Source organism: Paenibacillus methanolicus, assembly GCF_008124765.1.
Taxonomy (GTDB): Bacteria; Bacillota; Bacilli; order Paenibacillales; family Paenibacillaceae; genus Paenibacillus_Z; species Paenibacillus_Z methanolicus.
The window spans coordinates 44,310-63,528 of record NZ_VNHS01000007.1; the positions used below are offsets into that span (position 1 = coordinate 44,310).

Below are 19,219 nucleotides of genomic sequence, written 5' to 3' on the forward strand. Positions count from 1 at the left end.
CTGCTATAAAATGCTTTACTTCTTTGCCTCCTGCTTCGACCTCTCCGGCAAATTCGGTTCCCGCAATTGCATATTTCGGTCTGGACAGTCCGACTTGCGGGACTAGCACTTCCGGTGATCCAAATCAAGTGTTGTTCATTCAGCCAGCGACTCACGAATCAACTTGGCAAATGCCGTGAACGCTTTGCTGGCATACCTGTCTTTGCGGCGGACAAGACTTGTTTGGGAATATCTGAACTTTTGGGGGATCGAATAAATGCCAAAGTCAGCGTACTCTCCGGTCAAGACGGACGCAGGCAGCAAAGTGGCCGCAAGCCCGGATCGCACGCTGCTTACGATGGTTTCCAATGAGCTAATCTCAATCGTATTCACGAGCGATATCCCCTCGCTACGCAACCATTCCTCTAAAATTTGTCTGAACGGGCACTGATTGGGTGAAACGGCCCATTTTGTGTTCGCTAAATCCGGATATTCATCGTGATGTTGCCGCGTGATTAATTTGATTTCTTCGCGTTGGATCTGATCGGCGATCAAATGAGGGGATTGCACGTCGCCAAAGACGAATGCGCCATCCAGTTGATGATTTAATACCTTTGCGAGGAGCTCCGGCGAGTTGCCGGTCCATATCGAGAGCGAAACATCAGGGTATCGCTGTTGATACTCCGCCAATGTGTTCATGAAGTTAAGACAAGTCACCGTATCCACAACCCCGATCGCCAGCGGACCGCTTGGGTAGGGGGTTTCCTGCACCATCTTAACGGCTTCGGCGGATAAGTTCAAAATGGTATGCGCATATTCGCTGAAAAGGGCTCCTTTTTCGGTCAACGTAACGCCCTTCGGATGTCTGTGAAATAACGATGTCCCAAGCTCGTCTTCCAATTTGCGTATTCGTGCCGTCACATTCGACTGTACATAATCGAGCCGCTTGGCTGCATTTGATATGTTCCCTTCCTCGATGATCGCCACAAACACTTTTAAATCGGTTAATTCCAAACTGGTCACCCCATTCCAAGATGATATCAAAATAAATGATACATCCATAATTATCAATCATTATACGTATAGCCAAACCCGAATTACAATGAACCTATCCGATGGACATTCGAATCCAACGGGGGATAGAAATTCGCTGTACTTAGAAAGAGGAGGGATACGATGAGTGATGTGTCGGTGATCGGTTTAGGTCCGATGGGGGCAGCGCTGGCTAGGACGCTGCTTCAGAAAGGGTTACGCATTACGGTCTGGAACCGGACTAGCGAGAAAGTCAACCCGCTCGTAGCGGAGGGAGCGGCCTTTGCCCCCCAAATTGCTGACGCAGTAAGCGCAAGCCCGATTGTCATCGTATGCGTCGCCAACTACGAAATATCACATTCCCTGCTTGGAACCGCTGAGGCGGCTGCAGCCCTGGCAGGCCGGGTTCTGGTGCAGCTTAGCACAGGAACTCCGCAAGATGCCAGAAACAGCGAGACATGGGCGCGTGAGCAAGGGGCGGAGTATTTGGATGGCGCCATCATGGCGACGCCAGCTCAAATAGGGATGCCGGACACGCCCATCTTCATCTCGGGGGTAGAGGCGGCATTCCGCCGGAGCGAGCCCATTCTTACGATACTTGCCGGAAACCTGATGTATATGGGCGAATCCGTGGGGGCAGCGTCTGCGTGGGATCTGGCTGCGCTCTCCGCGATGTTCGGTGCGATGTTTGGTTTCTTTCATGGTGCTCGCATTATGGAAGCAGAGGGTCACCCTGTAGAGGCGTTCGGCTCCTTGATCGCCGATATTTCTCCGGTATTCGGTCAGATGATTAAATACGAGGGTACGGTCATTCAAACAGGGAGCTATGACCACGCTCAAAGCACGGTCAAAACGTGTATGGGAACCGCTGAATTATGGTTGAAACATGCTCGCGAAGCCGGGATTAATTCCGAGTTTCCGACTTTTGCAATGGGACTCTATACGAAAGCGAAAGCGGCGGGTTATGAGAACGAGGAACTCGCCGCAATTATGAAAGTACTGCGATAAGGCCACAAAACGCCCCGTGCTTCGAATGCAAGACGAAATAGCCGGTTATGCGGAAGGCTCGATGCTCCCGCATAACCGGCTTTGCGCCTTTTCGAAACTTATAAGACAAGGGTTACTGATTTGTCATTGAAAAATTAGTACGATCGTGCTAAAATTTATCCATGAGTACTAATAATAACGAAAAGTCGTTTATTGAAAAAGCGCGAAGAGCGCAAATCATGGAAGTCGCAATTGGAACCATATGCGATATTGGGTATGCACAGGCATCGATTGGGCAAATTGCTAAACGCGCTGGGGTTAGCAAGGGGGTAATTACGTATCATTTTCCCAGCAAGGATGAACTCATGCAGCATATTGTAGAGGATTTGTACGTGAAGGGCGCGTCGTTTATGTCCAAGATTGCAACGGAGTCTACTGCCTCTACCATGCTGCGGAGCTATATTGAGACGAATTTAGAATATATTCTTGCTCACAAACAGCATGTGGCAGCCGTCGCCGACATCGTAATGAATCTACGAGATGAAGAGGGAAAGCTGATTTATCACAAGCCGACAGATAACGCGATATATGCGCCGCTGATCGAGATCCTGCAATGGGGCCAAGAGGACGGAAGCTTCCGGCCTATTATGCCGGCAAGTGCTCAAGTGATGGCCATGACGATTCGAAGTGCCATTGATCTCGCGAGTCAGCAGTTAGTCCTAAACCCTGATTTTAATATGAAGGAGTACGCCGACGAACTGATCCAATTGTTTGAAGCGGCAACCCGCAAATCTCCGGTTTGAGTGTTCAACTTGTATAAAAAGGAGCGATCGAATGAAAACACTTTTATTAATCCTCGGCGTCATTTTTTTTGGCTTAGGCGTTCGTGGAATCATCGTTGGTTTTGTTCACGGGTCGGGTGGTTCATTTCTTCTGTACAAAAATCTGCCGGATAACATGGAGCTTTATGCCAATATCTTGTTTATTATCATCGGCATTTTCATTCTGGGCGTTTCGAAAAGTAAAAAGAAGGTTTGAGGGTATCCGATGATGAAACGTGAACGCACGTACGCAAGGGGACTCGACTATCGGGAGAGAATAGCTCAATATATCACAGCGACAGCCGATCAGTCTGATCGGCTGTCTTTGTTGAAGCAACGGACACGGAAATTCTAATATGTAGTATCATAGACGAGAAAATACTTTGTGTAAGTGTTAGTCATTTAAAGGAGGAGGTACTACGGGAATTATCCTTAATATCATTCTGATTAGCGCAATTTTGGTCGGTATTGTTAAGAAAGAAGAGTACAGGCTCAAGTTTTTATTTTGTTGCTTACTCTTCTTTTCCCTAATAAATTTGTCTTATGTTTCTTTAATTAGAGATTCCGAACTGAATGGAATCACATACATGTTGTTTTGGGAAGTTGATACTCATGACCTGTATAATATAGGTCTGTTTTGGCTGACTTTGTCAGGATTAAGCTTACTCGGGTATGTATTCTCCCAAAATAGAGTGTAATCATTCAACTAACAGAGAACGTTACCTGAATCCAGACACGACGGCAGATGACCTCTCGATCGGCTGCCGTCTTTGTATGTCTCCGTTCCCTGGAGCCTTGGCTCTTTGATTTTTCGCGTCTAACATCGTATCGAGCAGGATGAGTACGACGCCGATCGTGATTCCGATGTCGGCAATGTTGAAGATCGGGAAGATATAGCTGCCGAATGTCAGCTTGAAGAAGTCGACAACTTCCCCGTATAGCGCCCGGTCGACCAAGTTTCCGATCGCGCCGCCGAGGATCAACCCCAGCGAGACCATAAGCAGTGCTCGGCCCGAGCTCCGGTTCTTCCGAATGTACCAGATGATGCCGATCACGACGGCGATTGTCATAACAATGAAGAACAACCTTTGGTTGGGCAGTATGCTGAATGCCGCTCCGTTGTTCTTGTACAGATGAATTTTGAAGAACTCGCCGATCACGGATATCTGATCGCCTACCTCCATGCCGCCAGAGACGATTCTCTTCGTAATCTGGTCCAACACAAGAACGACAAGCGCAACCCAGTAGTAATAGTTTTTCACTACGTTCCCCCCCATTCATTCAACATGGACAATGGCCTTGATCTGCAAAAATATTCCATATTATTGTACCATACACCCAGCGGGCAAGCCAACCGGAAGCCTTCCGGCCAGAAACCGAGCCCCGCCCTCGGAGAAACGAAAGACAATGAATCAGACATGCGTCAATGAGGCGTTACGATTGAACTAACACTGTTTTTATGCCTCTGCCCCCAGTCCTTCATAAGTAAAATGATGGGTTCCAACGTTTGGCCGAACTCAGTCAGAGAATACTCTACTCTTGGAGGGACCTCCTTATAAACCTCGCGATGAATGACTCCATCTCGTTCCAACTCCCTTAACTGTAAAGTAAGCATGCGTTGGGTGATGCAAGGATGTAGTTTTCGAAATTCGTTAAACCTCTTCTTGCCGTCGATAAGATGAAAAAGGATAATCCCTTTCCATTTCCCGCCAATGACATTCAATGTTGTCTCGACCGGACATCCTTCATTCCCGATTATTTCTAATGCTGTCTCCGTTGGATCTCCTTCAGAGGCGGAAGAGTAATCGACTCCCATTTTTCGATTTCTCATGTTGTTCACTCCCAATGGTATAATTTTTGATACTATATACAATTAATGTGCGTACTTCCATAAAAATATTATACATTATACGATAACTCATGAGCCACGCAGTAAATGCAGGACACCAAAATAAATGGAGCGTGAGATCATGAAGAAGAATGTGATGATTGTTTATGCGCATCCCGAACCAACGTCGTTGACCCGCCAGCTCGTTGAGGTGTCTGTGCGGACGCTTCAGGAGCAAGGGCACGAAGTCGCGTCGTCGGATCTGTACGGCATGAACTGGAAGGCCGTGTTCGATGAACGCGACTTCCCGGCCAGAGCCAATTCCGATCGACTGTCCTTTATGGCAGAGTCGGGGCACGCCTATTCGACAGGCCAACAGACGGCAGACGTTACAGCCGAGCAGCAGAAACTGCTTGCCGCCGACGCCGTGATATTGCAATTTCCGCTTTGGTGGTTTAGCATGCCAGCCATCCTCAAGGGCTGGGTTGACCGGGTGTTCGCTTATGGGTTGGCCTATGGCTACCAAGATGAAGGTAATCGTTATCGTTACGGCGATGGCGGCTTGAAAGGAAAGAGGGTCATGCTGTCCGTGACCGTCGGAGGACCGGAGATCGATTATTCACCGCGAGGCATCAACGGGCCGCTTGAGCAACTGCTGTTCCCGATCACCCACGGCACGCTCTTCTTCTCCGGCATGGATGTGCTCCCTACCCATGCGGTCTACGGAACCGGTCGCATCACGGCAGCTAGCGTAGACGCAGCGAAGGAAGCTTGGCGTTCACGTCTCGTGCGTCTCTTCGAAGAAGAGCCAATCCCCTTCCGGCGTCAAAATGAGGGGGACTACCCAGACCGTCACATACTCGCAGACCATGTCGCTGTCGGACAGACCGGATTGTTGGCTCACATTGCGCAATAGCGCAGACGTACGGTGCTTCAGGGAGCAGATCGCCGCGGCGCTGCTCCCTGTTTCATTGAAGCAACAGGAGAACTCCAACTACATGAAGGCTATCATTCCGACAAAATAAGCGCCTGTCTGCTTTAGAATGCGACAAACAAATCGTAGGGGAGGGACTATAATACATGGAGTATCCTAGGTGAAGGTGATGATTAGACGATGAAAATCAAAAGCTATGAGACGTTTATCGTGCCGCCGCGCTGGCTGTTTCTGAAGATCGAGACGGACGAGGGGATCGTCGGTTGGGGTGAACCGATCGTGGAGGGCAAAGCGCATACCGTTCAGGCCGCCGTGGACGAGCTCATGGACGCGTTGATCGGCAAAAATCCGCTGCGGATCGAGGACCACTGGCAGGTCATGTACCGCGGCGGTTTCTACCGGGGCGGCGCTATACTCATGAGCGCGATCGCCGGCATCGACCAGGCGCTGTGGGATATCAAGGGCAAATATTACAATGCCCCGATTCATGAATTGCTGGGCGGGGCTTGCCGCGATACGATCCGCGTCTATTCCTGGATCGGCGGAGACAGACCCGACGATGTGGGCCGGGCCGCGCTCGAGAAGAAGCAGGCCGGATTTACAGCCGTGAAGATGAATGCGACGGAGGAGCTGCAGTTCATCGATTCCTACGAGAAGATCGATCGGGTAGCGGAACGCGTCGCCGCGATTCGGGAATCGGCGGGGCCGCATTTCGGCATCGGCGTGGATTTCCACGGCCGCGTCCATAAGCCGATGGCGAAGGCGCTCGCGAAAGCGCTTGAACCTTACCGGCTGATGTTTATTGAAGAACCGGTGCTGCCGGAGCATAACGAGGCGCTTCGGGATATCGCGACGCATACGAGCACGCCGATCGCGACCGGCGAGCGGATGTTTTCCAGATGGGATTTCAAGGCGCTGCTGCAGAGCGGTTACGTGGATATTATCCAGCCTGATCTGTCCCATGCCGGCGGCATTACGGAGTGCAAGAAAATATTCGCGATGGCGGAAGCCTACGACGTGGCCGTTGCTCCGCACTGCCCGCTTGGACCGATCGCGCTCGCCGCATGTCTGCAGGTCGACGCGACCGCCTATAATGCCATTATTCAAGAGCAGAGCTTGGGTATTCATTATAACGAGAACAACGACTTGCTCGATTATTTGACCGACCCGGCGGTATTCGATTACCAAGACGGTCATGTTCGCATTCCGAGCGGACCCGGCCTTGGGATCTCGGTGGATGAAGACGTGGTCCGCAAGATGGCCCAAACCGGTCATCGCTGGCGCAATCCATTATGGAGACATCAGGACGGTACGGTGGCGGAGTGGTGATGATGACAACGGATGTTCGTCAGCCGCGATAGCGGGTATTTGTCGGTAGAGCGACGAATTGGCGAGCGCTTAGAGGAAAGGTGGCGGGAACGTTGGGAAGCCGGCTTCAAGGCAAGGTCATTGTCGTCACGGGCGGAACGAAGGGCATCGGCAAGGGAATCGCATTGCTGTGCGCCCAAGAGGGTGCTACGATTGTGCTTGGAGGAAGGAATGAACAAGACGGCGCGCGCGTTGTACGGGAGATCGAAGCATCCCATCATGCGGAGGCTTCGTTCGTCCAGGGGGATATCGGCCGGGAAGCGGCGTGCAAGCGGCTGATGGAGGAAACGGTGAACCGGTACGGCCGCGTCGACGGGCTGGTCAACAACGCGGGCGTTTTCCCTCGAGGCTCCATGCTGGATACGTCGGAGGAGCTGTTCGACTCGATCTTCGCCGTTAATATGAAAGGCGCCTTCTTCTGTGCCAAACATGCCATCGCGTCCATGCGGCAATCCGGCGGAGGCTCCATCGTCCATATCGGTTCGACGAACGGCTACAAAGGCCCGAAGGATTTGGCGGCCTATTCCTGCTCGAAAGGGGCCATGCTGACGTTAAACCGTCACATTGCGGCCCATTACGGCGAGGATCGCATTCGCTCGAACTGGATTACGGTCGGTTGGGTAGCCTCGGAAGGCGAAATCGAACTCCATCAGAGCAAGGGCGTGAGCCCGGAACAATTACAGCGGAAGGCAGCGTCTCATATTCCTTCCGGCCGCATGCAAACGCCGGAAGATATCGCGTATGGCGCCGTCTATTTATTGTCGGATGAATCCAGTCAAGTGACCGGCACCGAGCTGCACATCAACGGAGGGATAGGTTTATGACGAACACACCGCATACGCGGATCGGGGAAGCGCTGATCCGGGAGATCGACGAGACGCGCGTTCCTTATGGCATGCTGGCGATTTGGTTTCTGGGCCAATGCAGCATCGTCGTGAAAGGAGGAGACGTGGTCCTCTACGTCGACCCGTATTTGAGCCCGTCGCCGCATCGGGCCTTCGAGCCGCCGATTACGCCGGAGCAAATGACGAATGCGCAATATGTACTCATTACGCATGAACATTCGGATCATCTGGATTCGGATACGATTGCCGCTCTGGCGAAGACGCATGGCGATACGGTATATATGGCTCCGGGATATTGCCGGGAAACGATGCTTCGGCTCGGCGTCCAACCGGACAAGCTGATCGGGGCTCGAACGAATGCATGGTGGGAGGGCCCGGGGTTCCGGATCAAGCCGCTGCCCGCCGCGCATGAAGAGCTGGAATACGATCAAGAGCTGGACCATCGTTTCGTAAGTTACGTGATCGAACTGAATGGCGTTACGCTGTACCACGCCGGCGACACGACCGTCTACCCCGGGTTGATCGAAGCGCTGCAAGCCGAATCGATCGATCTGGGCATGCTGCCCATCAACGGGCGGGACCCGTTCCGCAATGCGAAGAATATCGTGGGCAACATGAATTACCGGGAAGCGGCGGAGCTCGCGGTCGCGGCCGGCTTCGATACCGTCGTTCCGCTGCATTACGATATGTTCGCGGGTAATTCGGAGCACCCCGGTTATTTCGTCGACTATCTGTACGACCGGTATCCGACGCGGAAGAGCCATGTCATGGCCCGGTTCGAGCGGTACGCGTATGTTTCGGCCGCGGCGCTGCGTTAGTAGAATTTATCATAAACGAGCCATGTGACAAAAAGGATGCCGATCAATGCCGATTAACTCTTTTGACGATTACCCGATGAGTTGGAAGCCATCCATCGATAAAACCAAGAAGCCGATTTACCGTGCGCTAGCCCGGCAGCTGCAGCAGGATATTTTCAGCGGCGTTTTAGTGCCCGGCACGAAACTTCCATCGCAGCGCGAACTGGCCGATTTTCTGGACTTGAATTTAAGCACCATTTCCAAAGCGTTCAAGATGTGCGAGCTGAAAGGCTTATTAAGCGCGGCGGTCGGCAGCGGGACGTTCGTCGCGTACGATGCGTTGTCGAATTCGTATTTGCTGGAAGACGCGAAGCCGGCGCATTTGATCGAGATGGGCGCCACGCTGCCGGATCGGGTGTCCTATGAGCCGCTGATGCTCCAGCTGAGAAGCATGCTGCAAGAGGCGGATTACGACAAGTGGTTCGGGTATGCCCGGCCAGGCGAGAGCCTGTGGCAGAAGGATGCGGCGGTCAAGCTAATCCGAAGAGGCGGGCTGGAGACGACCGTGGATCGGATTCTATTCGCGAGCGGCAGTCAAAATGCGATCGCGGCCACCCTTGCGAGTCTATGTAAGCCCGGAGACCGCATTGGCGCCGATCCGCATACGTATCCCGGCCTCAAGACGGCTGCGGCCATGCTCAGCGTGCAGATCATCCCGATCAAATCGGAGAACGACGAAATGAGTCCGGCCGCTCTGGAGTATGCGTGCAGGAACGAAAATATCAAAGGCCTATACTTGATTCCCGATTATCATAATCCGACGGCCGGCCGGATGTCGGCAGCGAATCGACGACGGATTGCGGCAATCGCCCAATCCTATAATCAATTCATAATCGAGGACGCGTCGTATAGTCTTCTTGATGAGGAACCGCCTCCTGCTATCGCATCCTTCGCGCCGGAACAGACGATCTACATCGCGAGTTTATCCAAATCGATCGCGCCGGGGCTGCGTCTCGCGTATACGGCCGTACCGAGCCAATTCAAGGAGCGCTTATCAAAGGCGCTGTACAATTTAAACGTTTCCGTATCGCCGCTGCTTGCCGAACTGGCCGCCCGTATGATCGTCTCGAATCAATTGGACGTCTTGATCGAGGGACATCGGCAACAAAACATTCGCCGTAACCAAGCCGTCAACCGGTATTTGGGAGACTATGCGTGCATGGGCGAGGATACGGGCATCTTCCGCTGGCTGCGATTACCGGGCGGGGTCACCGGCGCCGAATTCGAAGCGCTAGCCGCGCGGCGAGGGGTACAAGTGTATGCGGCCGACCGTTTCGTAGTCGGGAATCACTCTCCGGAGCGGGCGGTCAGGCTTGCGGTCTGCGCGCCGGCAACCGCGGAGGAACTGGAAGAAGGATTGAAGATACTGCAAAGCTTGCTCAGCGAGCTCGCTTAAATTGTTTGCCATACAATTATAATATTGTATGGTTTTTTTGTGCGTGTTATGATGGGGCAAATCTTGAGGGAGGAACTATGATGAACGATCCTGTCGTTATTGTCGGCGCGGGTCTAAGCGGCCTGCGCGCCGCTTCTTTGCTAACCTCGCAGGGCATCCCGTGCAGGGTGCTCGAGGCTAGAGATCGGATCGGCGGCAGAGTCTTGAGCGCATCGGCGCTCGGCCACCTTTCCGCTGGAACGAGCCGGCGAAGCCTATGACAACATGATGACGGCCTCCGCCCGGTTTCGCGCCGTTCTCCATATTTACGAAGGCAGTTGATTGATAAGGGTACAGGATAGGGGAGGGTTACATGTCGAATCAGTCGGCACTGGGTAAAGAAAAAAGATCAAGCAGGGGAGAATGGCTTAGGCAATACGCGGATTCCCCCGAGAAACAACGTCGTTTGTACAAAAGAACGATGATCATCGTCATCGCTTCTCAAATGTTCGGCGGGGCGGGACTGGCCGCCGGCATCACGGTAGGGGCTCTGCTAGCGCAGGATATGCTCGGCACGGATGGCTATGCCGGCATCCCGACGGCCTTGTCTACGTTAGGTTCCGCCGCGGCTGCGCTCCTCGTCGGCCGCCTATCCCAGCGCTCGGGTCGTCGCGCGGGTCTGGCCGCGGGCTTCTTGGCGGGCGGCCTTGGCGCCGTCGGCGTCGTCCTGGCAGCCCTCCTCGATCATATCGCGCTGCTCTTCGTCTCGCTGTTGGTGTACGGAGCGGGCTCGGCGACGAACTTGCAGGCTAGATACGCCGGCACCGATCTGGCGCTCCCGACGCAGCGGGCCAAGTCGATTAGCGCCGCGATGGTCTTCACGACGTTCGGCGCGGTTGCCGGTCCGAATCTCGTCACGATTACCGGTCGATTAGCCGCGTCTATGGGCGCTCCCGCGCTCACGGGTCCGTTCATGCTGGCGGCTGTCGCATATCTGGCAGCAGGTTTGGCGCTGCTCCTCTTCCTGCGTCCCGATCCTTTGCTCGTGGCCCAAGCGATCGCGGAAGCGGAGCATAGCCAAGATCGTCCGCATCGCGCGCGGCAATCGCGAACGCCGGAAGCGAGCGTGAATAAACGGGGGATTATCGTTGGCGCGTCGGTGATGGTGTTAACCCAAATCGTCATGACCGGCATTATGACCATGACGCCGGTTCATATGCAGCATCACGGGCACGGACTGGGCGAGGTTGGCATCGTGATCGGGATCCATGTTGCGGCCATGTTCCTGCCTTCGCTGCTTACGGGCGTTCTCGTCGATAAGTACGGACGAATGCCGATGTCCTATGCCTCCGGCGTTACCTTGCTCTTGGCCGGCTTACTCGCGGCCTTCGCCCCCGGCGACTCCATGGTCCTTCTCGTTCTGGCGCTCGCTCTCCTTGGATTGGGATGGAATTTCGGCTTGATCAGCGGGACGGCCGCGATCGTCGATGCCGCGCCTCCGCACATCCGCGCGAAGACGCAAGGAACCGTGGACGTGCTGATCGCGCTGGCCGGAGCGTCCGGCGGCGCATTGTCCGGCATGGTGGTGGCGCAGTCCAGCTATTCGGCGCTCTCCTTGGCGGGCGGCTTCCTGTCCTTGCTTCTGATCCCGGTCGTCTTGTGGTCCCGGCGGAAGGGATAGGCGGGTTAAATAAACTTCCAAGCAGCGAGGAGGCAAGATTCTGCATGGACAAATTAAACTCCGTGCCAACTGGAATGGATTTGCGCTTATAGAAGATATTGCGGTGGCCCGGCATCTACGAAACAAGGGAGTGGGAACGGCCGACCGCGCACGAGAAAGCGATTTTTTGGTATTACAAATTCTAGTCCTCTCGCGAAAATGGCACCATTGTTCGCCAATCCCCGAATCGTTCGCTGTTCGGCTAGCCCCGCGCTGGCTAAATTAGAGGGAACGCCGACTGACAAAGCGCCATCCGGTCGTCCTGTTTTTTGATAGAATAGGTACAAATCTATCGAGTGGAGGATGGGCATGCACACGAATACCGAACGGATGAGCCGGATAACGCTGCAGATGGCGGAAGAAGCTTGGGAGAGGCCTCTGCAAGACAGCGGGCTATGGCATCATAACGACATCCGCAACAATTTCTATGATGCCGCTTATTTGTATGCAGCCGCCGCGGACGAGAGACTGGACGCGTCCTTCGACCGGCGCGAGGCGGCCGACCTTGCGAGCAACGTGTTCATGCACGTGCTCGAGCTGCAGGATCGGAATCCGGAAAGTCCGACTTATGGACATTGGCCGCTGCATCTGGGGGAGCGCCCGGAGCTGGCGCCCATCCATACGCTGCCTGCCGAGCTGATGAGCGCCTTAATGGTCTATTGGCAGTACCGCTATGAAGACGCCATGGATGAGCAGCTGTCCGGCGCGTTCGAGCATGCGATTCGCCGCATGTACGAGAGCGGTTTCTTCCGCCGGACCGTGCAGAGCTTCAATCATCATGAGGCCAAATATACCGCGGCGAAGCTGCTCTTCGGACAGCGTTACGGCGACGCGGACTTGCTCGCTGCCGGCCGGCGCGATCTGCAGCTTACCCTTGCGCGGATTCGCGAGGCGGGAATGGCCGAATACGGGGCGCTGCCGTGGTTCTGGCATTGGGTCCAGGCGTTCTCGAGCGCCTATTATGTCGTCGAGGATGACGGGATTCGCGAAGAAATCGCCGATCTGCTGGAGGAGCTGTGGCTGTACCGGGCGCGGCATTATTTGAACGGGGCGTGGATCGGCGGACGGATGCGCAGTTTGCCCGTCGATCTGCCGCGCGACCGGAACGTGGCCTTCGACTATGTGCAGTTCGGGGACTTCGAGCTTCCGCGGCGATTGCCCCGCGCGGAGTTCGCCGGCTTGCTCCATGTCGCCGGCTCGGAGGAGGTCAGCCGAACGGCATGGCGCTCCGGACAGGAGGAGATCGCGTACGCGATCGTCCCGGCCGATGGCGGCGCGAAGCTGCATCAGACGATCTACCGCACGGCGCATGCGGCGACAGGCGGAATTCTGGAGCGGGTCGCCGAGTTCGACAACGAGCAGCACCGGTGGGAGATTACGCTGCCGCTGTCCGAGGCGGAGGGCGCGAACCGGCTGTATCTCTTCTCGCCCGGCGCGGGTTATGCCGAAGGCGACCCGCGGCATGCGAGCGATCGCGGGGAACTGATGCTGCGCAAGCATACGGCGCTGGGACTGTACGCCCCGCAAGCGGAGCCGGTCCGGTTGGTCGGGGTGCTGCCCGCGGGAACGTGGCGCCGGGAACAGAACCGCGCTTATGGCGAACTCCAACATCTCTATGCGGCACTGTTCATGCCCGGCGGATTCGTGATGGCGCCTATGGACGATTATGTGAAACTCGACAGTTCTGGCGATGGCGGCCGCTGCAATGGTTTTGTCGTCGAGGTGGTGGAGAAAGAAGCTGCTGCGGCGCTCGGGATCCATACTTTGGACGATTTCTTCTTGTCCATGGAGCGCCGGAGACCGCAGTGGGAGAACGAGGCGGGCAAGCGTCCGTCAGTCCGCTACCGGACGCCTGCCGGGGAGGATCTGGAGCTGGCCATCGTCGGGAATGAGGTCGTTCGAAGCTCTAACGGGACGCGGCTTAATAGGTAATCGGCAGGTGACGAAGAACGGGAGGCGGAGTGCGAACATGCAACGTTTTCATTGGGAGCGGGAGCTGCTGCAAGGGTGGTTGGACAATCAGCCGACGCCGGCAGGCGAGCTGTATGCGCGTTCGGCCTCGGGCGGGCGTATCGATTGGGCCGCAATCGCGGCATCTCCGGGATACGACGAGATGAAGCAGGAACTGCTGGAGGAGGGAAGCAGGCTTGCGGATCGGCCGATTCCAGAACTGACGCAGGAGTTATACGGTCTGTTCGAGGCGACCGGGAACCGGCTGGCGTACGAAGGCGTCTATTTCGAGCGGCGCCGCCGTCTGACGACCTTCGCGCTGCTGCATCTGCTATTCCCGGGGGAGCCTCCCTACGCGCGGCGGCTGGAGGAGACGATCGAATCGATCCTAGCCGAGACGACGTGGTGCCTGCCCGCGCATATGAAAGACGAGTCGGTCGACCGCGGCATCGACCTGTTCGCGGCCGAGACCGGGTTCGCGCTCGGCGAGATTGCGGCGCTGATCGGCGAACGGCTGCCGCGGGAGCTGACGGACGCGATGAAGGCGCAAGTGAACCGCCGGCTATTCGTCCCGTACTTGACCCTCGGACCCTATCATTGGGAGACGGCGGAACATAACTGGGCCGCCGTGTGCGCCGGCTCCATCGGCGCGGCCGCGCTGCTGATCGAGCCGGACGCGGCCCGAAGAGCGGCGATGTGCGCGAAGGCGGTCGGCGCGATGAATCATTATTTGTCCGGCTTCGGCGAAGACGGCGCTTGTCTGGAAGGACCCGGTTACTGGAATTACGGCTTCGGCTACTATGTCTATTTCGCCGATCTGCTGCGCCGCGCGACGGGCGGGCGCGCGGACCTGTTCGAGGACGGGAAGGTGCGACGGATCGCGTTGTTCCAGCAGCAATGCTACTTGGCCGGCAATCGTCCCGCCAATTTCTCGGATGCGATGCCGCGCGTCAACGTCCACCTGGGGCTCTCGGATTATTTGGCCGCCCTGCACGAGGAGACGGAGCATCCGCCTCTTGCGGTCCGGGCCGCATTCCTGGACGATCATTGCGCGCGCTTCGCGCCGGCGCTGCGGAATGTGATCTGGTTTCGGCCGGAAGCGCGAAGAGGCGCGGATTGGCAGCCGGGCAGCTGGTATTTGCCCGACGCGCAATGGATGATCTCGCGTCGCGCTGCAGATGCCGGAACGTTCGGCTTCGCGGCCAAAGGCGGAACGAACGACGAGCCGCACAATCATAACGACGTCGGGCATTTCATCCTGCTCGCGGATGACGATCCCGCCTTTGCCGCCGATCTGGGTTGCGGCGAGTATACGGCGCAATATTTCGGCGCGGACCGGTATGCGTACGATTGTACCGGCGCCCATGGTCACTCGCTCCCGATGATAGACGGACGCGGTCAGGCGTCCGGCGCGGCGAGCCATGCGATCGTGCTCGAAGCATCGACGAGCGAACTGGAAGACCGCTTCGTCCTCGAGCTGGCGGCGTGTTATCCCGCGAGCGGGTTAGTCTCGCTCCAACGCAGCTTCGATTGGGTCAAGTCCGGTCCTCCGCGGCTGACGCTTACCGATACGTATCGATTCGCGGCGCAGGCTGCGCAGATCACGGAATGCATCGTCACCCGCTGCCGGCCGCGGGTCATCGAGGACGGCCGCATCCTGATTGCGGGCACGCGGCACACGGCCGTCCTGGAATACGAAGCGGGATTGTTCGAGGCGGCTGTGGAGGAGCGGATGTTCGCGAACCATTATGGTGTGCGGGAGCACTATTATCGCCTCCAGCTGATCGCCCAACCGGGGACGAGCAAGCTGTTCGCGGCGGAGCTGAGATTTGTTTTCCGGTAGCGGGGAAGAACGGCTATTCCGAACCGAACAGGACCGTCAAGGCGAGCTGCCTTGACGGTTTTTTTGTAAATATAAGAATTTTAAGTTTCACGTTTATCAATCATCTTCTATTTCTCGTCGCGGAATGCCGCATTCACAATCCTCGGGGATGGTTGGCGAATGGTCATTTTTCAAGGAGGCCGTATTGTACATGGTACTTCATATCTGCATAATGAATCTAATGGTGTTACCAAGGATTTGGGCTAGCGCGGACCTCCGGGTGATCTGAACGCCGCCGCTGTCCTTTCGGTTTCATCAACGCTTTTTCCTAAAACGGAATTATGTTCTGGCTTCCTTATGCGGGGTTGCGTCCTCGCTTTTCAACAAATCTAATTCCTCAAAAAATACAAGGAATTGTTTATTCCACTTTGCTTAAAAGTGAAAATCTGATACGATATTGAATATAGTCTATAGATTTAGTAAGGATTAAAGGGAGGCACTTTTCATGGACAAATTGACGCTTGATTCCATAGATGCAACCACACATCTGGATCAGCTCGAAGCTGAAGCGATTTACATTATTCGAGAAGTAGCGGCGGAATGCGAAAATCCCGTCATGCTGTACTCCATCGGCAAGGATAGCTCCGTCATGCTGCATTTGGCGCTGAAAGCATTTTATCCGGAGAAGCCGCCGTTTCCTTTCCTGCATATCGATACGACGTGGAAGTTCAAAGAGATGATTGAATTCCGCGACCGCAAGGCGAAAGAGTTCGGAATCAAAATGCTCGTTCACTCCAATCAGGAAGGGATCGAGCAAGGAATCAACCCCTTCGATCACGGCTCCTCCTACACGGATATTATGAAAACCCAAGCCCTGAAGCAAGGCTTGGATAAGTACGGATTCACGGCTGCCTTCGGCGGCGGAAGACGCGATGAGGAGAAGTCGCGCGCGAAGGAACGGATTTTCTCCTTCCGCAATAAGAATCATGCCTGGGACCCGAAGAATCAGCGGCCTGAGATGTGGAAGCTGTTCAACACAAGAATCAATAAAGGCGAAAGCATCCGCGTTTTCCCGATTTCCAACTGGACGGAAAAAGATATCTGGCAATACATTCGCAGAGAGAACATTGATATTGTTCCCCTCTACTTCGCGAAAGAACGGCCTGTCGTCGTTCGCGATGGCCAGATGATTATGGTGGATGACGAGCGGATGAAGCTCGAGCCCCATGAGAAGATTGAGACGATGAAGATGCGGTTCCGCACATTAGGCTGCTATCCGTTGACTGGCGGCGCCCAATCCGAGGCGGACACGCTGGATGCGATTATCGAGGAGACGCTCGGCGCGGTATCCTCCGAACGGACAACGCGGGTTATTGACCAGGAAGAAGCGGGAAGCATGGAAAGACGTAAACGGGAGGGCTATTTCTAAGATGAAGAGTCTGCTTAAATTTATTACGTGCGGAAGCGTCGATGACGGCAAATCCACTTTGATCGGACATATGCTGTATGAGGCGAAGCTCTTGTTCGCCGACCAGGAGAGGGCGCTCGAGCTGGATAGCAGGCTGGGCAGCCGCGGCGGCAAAATCGACTATTCCTTGCTTCTTGACGGGCTGCTTGCGGAACGCGAGCAGGGGATCACGATCGATGTGGCGTATCGGTATTTTACGACGGATCACCGTTCGTTCATTGTAGCGGACACGCCGGGGCATGAAGAATATACGCGCAACATGGCCGTGGGCGCATCCTTTGCCGATCTTGCCGTTATTCTGGTGGACGCCACCAAAGGGATTATTACGCAAACGAAGCGCCATACCCGGATTTGCGCCCTCATGGGGATTAAACATCTGGTGTTGGCCGTGAACAAAATGGATTTGGTGGATTTCGATACGAAGAAATTCGATGCCATCAAAGAAGAGTTCGCTCGCATCACGACCGAATTCCGGTTTGAGAGCATTGAGGTGATTCCTGTTTCGGCAACGGAAGGGGATAATATCACGACGAAATCGCCTAATACGCCTTGGTATGAAGGTCTTCCGTTGCTGCCGTATTTGGAGAATGTCGATGTTCATGCAAGCGACGACGATAAGCCGTTCATGATGCCCATTCAGCGGGTATGCCGACCGGATCACACGTTCCGCGGATTCCAAGGCCAGATTGAAGCCGGCGGCATCGCGGTTGGCGATGAACTGACCATTCTGCCTAGCCGGGAGAAGGCGAACGTCAAACGAATTTTGGTCACCGATCAAGACCGCGATTCGGCTCATGCCGGACAACCTGTCACGATTCAATTAGATCGGGAAGTCGACGTCTCGCGAGGCTGCGTGTTTACGAAGGACGATCAGATTCAAGAGGCGGACAGCTTTAGCGCCACGATTCTGTGGATGGACGATTCTGTCCTGACGCCGGGCAAAAACGTGCTCGTGAAGGTAGGCACGAAGGTTCTTCCCGGTACGGTAACGGCCATCAATTACAAAATCGATATCAATACAGGAAACACGGTTTCGGCCGACCATCTGGTTAAGAATGAATTGGCGAAATGCGAATTTTCCTTATCGGATGGCATTGTGTTTGACTCGTTTGATCGAAACAAAAGCATCGGCGGCTTTATTCTCATCGATCGCGTAACGAATATGACATCCGCTTGCGGCGTCATTGACGAGGCTCTACAAAGCGCTGACCAGGCCGTCCGAATTGATGCGGAGGTTACCAGAGAGATTCGTGCCCAGCAAAAAGGACAGCAGCCATTCACGATTTGGCTGACCGGTTCTTCCGCATTAGACAATGCGGAGCTTGCAAAGGAAGTCGAAAAACGGTTGGTGGCAAGCGGCTATCATACGATGCGGATTGATAACCAATCCGGTGAATCCGTGCGGCAAATCGCGGCTTATGCCGCATTGCTGAACGATGCGGGACTTCTTGCATTGGTACCGGCCGGTCCTGCGAACGACAACGACCAAGCCATCGCGCAAGAAATGATTGGCCAGGCCTTCTTGCCAATCGAGGTTAACGACAGCTCTTCGATCGAGGAAGCGGCCAAAGATACCGTGAAGCGTGTGGTAAAAGCTCTCATTCAAGTCTAGTTTCATGTAGAAAGCCGAGAAACGCTAAGAGCACTGTGTTCGCGCAGTGCTCTTTTTTTTGCTGCTTAGGAGATTGGTATTCCCGATTACCTGTTGTTCAGCGAGACGGTAACCACCGACATCGGAAGAAAAGATGCGACGTTCAGACCGGGATCCTAAAGGCTTTCGTTGATTGCCGAATTGCGCGCCAGCGATCGACGCGGAAGACATGACGATATGAGACGGTATTGGGGCGGGGAAGAAAGTCAGACTCGCTTCGTGCCTATTCTCTAATAGACAGGCCGAATTTCGCTAAATAATTAAACATTGAATGATAGGAAAACTAACAAAGAAAGATTTTGATGAAATGAATGATGACATTTCATGGTTATATGATATGATACGTATAGTATCAAAAACCTTTCAAAAAACTCTCAAAAAAGTTTCGGGACTCGCTTGGCAAGCAAAGGGAACAGCGTAGCGGAGAGCGATTGCGAGGTTTTTTGGCTTGAAATGATCGTCAAGCGGGAGAGGTTTGTAGCAATTTGTAGCATTTTGGGGAAAGAGGTGACGTTTACACTTCCAATTTATTAAAAAGAAGTAAATTGGTGTAATTTTGTGTTTTTTGATGTTACAATTCAA

At 54.6% G+C, this 19,219-nt stretch carries 16 protein-coding genes and 2 pseudogenes; 15 read left to right on the forward strand and 3 right to left on the reverse strand.

The genetic code is table 11. The annotated features are described in order from the left end of the window. Nucleotides 1-135: 135 nt before the first annotated feature. On the reverse strand, nt 136-1,002 hold the full coding sequence (locus BCM02_RS18590; RefSeq protein ID WP_342791320.1) for a LysR family transcriptional regulator: 867 nt from the start codon (nt 1,000-1,002) through the stop codon (nt 136-138). A gap of 153 nt (nt 1,003-1,155) precedes the next feature. On the opposite strand from BCM02_RS18590, the gene BCM02_RS18595 reads away from it, so the two are divergent. The 3 genes from BCM02_RS18595 to BCM02_RS18605 all read left to right on the forward strand — a co-directional run bounded on the left by BCM02_RS18595 (nt 1,156) and on the right by BCM02_RS18605 (nt 3,036). Then, complete coding sequence (locus tag BCM02_RS18595; protein WP_148930631.1) at nt 1,156-2,019, forward strand: NAD(P)-dependent oxidoreductase; 864 nt, start codon at nt 1,156-1,158, stop codon at nt 2,017-2,019. 218 nt (nt 2,020-2,237) lie between these two features. After that, nucleotides 2,238-2,801: a TetR/AcrR family transcriptional regulator gene (locus tag BCM02_RS18600; RefSeq protein WP_246183447.1), complete on the forward strand. Its 564-nt coding sequence runs from the start codon at nt 2,238-2,240 to the stop codon at nt 2,799-2,801. Nucleotides 2,802-2,832: 31 nt separating this feature from the next. After that, nucleotides 2,833-3,036: a hypothetical protein gene (locus tag BCM02_RS18605; RefSeq protein WP_148930633.1), complete on the forward strand. Its 204-nt coding sequence runs from the start codon at nt 2,833-2,835 to the stop codon at nt 3,034-3,036. A gap of 502 nt (nt 3,037-3,538) precedes the next feature. Here the strand turns inward: BCM02_RS18605 and lspA are convergent. Together lspA and BCM02_RS18615 are read right to left on the reverse strand one after the other, a co-directional pair. Then, nucleotides 3,539-4,081: a signal peptidase II gene (gene lspA / locus BCM02_RS18610; protein ID WP_246183448.1), complete on the reverse strand. Its 543-nt coding sequence runs from the start codon at nt 4,079-4,081 to the stop codon at nt 3,539-3,541. Between the two features lie 161 nt (nt 4,082-4,242). Continuing rightward, the gene (locus tag BCM02_RS18615; protein WP_148930635.1) at nt 4,243-4,650 is read right to left on the reverse strand and encodes a winged helix-turn-helix transcriptional regulator; all 408 of its coding nucleotides are present in this window, start codon (nt 4,648-4,650) and stop codon (nt 4,243-4,245) included. Between the two features lie 139 nt (nt 4,651-4,789). Between BCM02_RS18615 and BCM02_RS18620 the strand changes: the two genes are divergently transcribed. From BCM02_RS18620 to BCM02_RS18675, 12 genes and pseudogenes are all read left to right on the forward strand, one after another. Then, a complete protein-coding gene (locus tag BCM02_RS18620) occupies nt 4,790-5,563 on the forward strand; it encodes an NAD(P)H-dependent oxidoreductase (protein ID WP_148930636.1) in 774 nt (257 codons plus the stop codon). A gap of 198 nt (nt 5,564-5,761) precedes the next feature. Continuing rightward, the gene (dgoD, locus tag BCM02_RS18625) at nt 5,762-6,910 is read left to right on the forward strand and encodes a galactonate dehydratase (protein WP_148930637.1); all 1,149 of its coding nucleotides are present in this window, start codon (nt 5,762-5,764) and stop codon (nt 6,908-6,910) included. Nucleotides 6,911-7,002: 92 nt separating this feature from the next. Next, complete coding sequence (locus BCM02_RS18630) at nt 7,003-7,773, forward strand: SDR family NAD(P)-dependent oxidoreductase (RefSeq protein WP_187434293.1); 771 nt, start codon at nt 7,003-7,005, stop codon at nt 7,771-7,773. Then, nucleotides 7,770-8,612, forward strand: coding sequence for an MBL fold metallo-hydrolase (locus BCM02_RS18635; RefSeq protein ID WP_148930639.1), 843 nt, complete (start codon nt 7,770-7,772; stop codon nt 8,610-8,612). The genes BCM02_RS18630 and BCM02_RS18635 overlap by 4 nt, the downstream gene beginning before the upstream one ends. A gap of 46 nt (nt 8,613-8,658) precedes the next feature. Next, nucleotides 8,659-10,047, forward strand: a complete 1,389-nt coding sequence (locus BCM02_RS18640; protein WP_148930640.1) for an aminotransferase-like domain-containing protein — start codon at nt 8,659-8,661, stop codon at nt 10,045-10,047. 80 nt (nt 10,048-10,127) lie between these two features. Continuing rightward, nucleotides 10,128-10,262 (forward strand): annotated as a pseudogene (locus BCM02_RS18645) (NAD(P)-binding protein); the annotation flags it as partial. 137 nt (nt 10,263-10,399) lie between these two features. Then, entirely contained in the window at nt 10,400-11,707 is a 1,308-nt protein-coding gene (locus BCM02_RS18650; RefSeq protein ID WP_148930641.1) for an MFS transporter, read from the forward strand. A 46-nt stretch (nt 11,708-11,753) separates the two neighbouring features. Beyond that, nucleotides 11,754-11,849: pseudogene (locus tag BCM02_RS18655) on the forward strand (GNAT family N-acetyltransferase); the annotation flags it as partial. Nucleotides 11,850-12,055: 206 nt separating this feature from the next. Then, nucleotides 12,056-13,678 (forward strand): hypothetical protein, encoded by a 1,623-nt coding sequence (locus tag BCM02_RS18660; protein ID WP_148930642.1) that lies wholly within the window; start codon nt 12,056-12,058, stop codon nt 13,676-13,678. A gap of 37 nt (nt 13,679-13,715) precedes the next feature. Continuing rightward, nucleotides 13,716-15,539, forward strand: coding sequence for a hypothetical protein (locus BCM02_RS18665; RefSeq protein ID WP_148930643.1), 1,824 nt, complete (start codon nt 13,716-13,718; stop codon nt 15,537-15,539). A 484-nt stretch (nt 15,540-16,023) separates the two neighbouring features. Further along, nucleotides 16,024-16,947 carry a sulfate adenylyltransferase subunit CysD gene (gene cysD / locus BCM02_RS18670; RefSeq protein WP_148930644.1) on the forward strand — a complete coding sequence of 308 codons (924 nt, stop codon included), beginning with the start codon at nt 16,024-16,026 and terminating at the stop codon, nt 16,945-16,947. 1 nt (nt 16,948) lies between these two features. Then, a complete protein-coding gene (locus tag BCM02_RS18675) occupies nt 16,949-18,598 on the forward strand; it encodes a GTP-binding protein (RefSeq protein ID WP_148930645.1) in 1,650 nt (549 codons plus the stop codon). The last annotated feature ends 621 nt before the right edge of the window (nt 18,599-19,219 follow it).

Coding starts and splice junctions, on each gene's coding strand:
- BCM02_RS18595 (WP_148930631.1), top strand. CDS start 1,156: ATGAGTGATGTGTCGGTGATCGGTTTAGGTCCGATGGGGGCAGCGCTG.
- BCM02_RS18600 (WP_246183447.1), top strand. CDS start 2,238: ATGGAAGTCGCAATTGGAACCATATGCGATATTGGGTATGCACAGGCA.
- BCM02_RS18605 (WP_148930633.1), top strand. CDS start 2,833: ATGAAAACACTTTTATTAATCCTCGGCGTCATTTTTTTTGGCTTAGGC.
- BCM02_RS18615 (WP_148930635.1), bottom strand. CDS start 4,650: ATGAGAAATCGAAAAATGGGAGTCGATTACTCTTCCGCCTCTGAAGGA.
- BCM02_RS18620 (WP_148930636.1), top strand. CDS start 4,790: ATGAAGAAGAATGTGATGATTGTTTATGCGCATCCCGAACCAACGTCG.
- dgoD (WP_148930637.1), top strand. CDS start 5,762: ATGAAAATCAAAAGCTATGAGACGTTTATCGTGCCGCCGCGCTGGCTG.
- BCM02_RS18635 (WP_148930639.1), top strand. CDS start 7,770: ATGACGAACACACCGCATACGCGGATCGGGGAAGCGCTGATCCGGGAG.
- BCM02_RS18640 (WP_148930640.1), top strand. CDS start 8,659: ATGCCGATTAACTCTTTTGACGATTACCCGATGAGTTGGAAGCCATCC.
- BCM02_RS18650 (WP_148930641.1), top strand. CDS start 10,400: ATGTCGAATCAGTCGGCACTGGGTAAAGAAAAAAGATCAAGCAGGGGA.
- BCM02_RS18660 (WP_148930642.1), top strand. CDS start 12,056: ATGCACACGAATACCGAACGGATGAGCCGGATAACGCTGCAGATGGCG.
- BCM02_RS18665 (WP_148930643.1), top strand. CDS start 13,716: ATGCAACGTTTTCATTGGGAGCGGGAGCTGCTGCAAGGGTGGTTGGAC.
- cysD (WP_148930644.1), top strand. CDS start 16,024: ATGGACAAATTGACGCTTGATTCCATAGATGCAACCACACATCTGGAT.
- BCM02_RS18675 (WP_148930645.1), top strand. CDS start 16,949: ATGAAGAGTCTGCTTAAATTTATTACGTGCGGAAGCGTCGATGACGGC.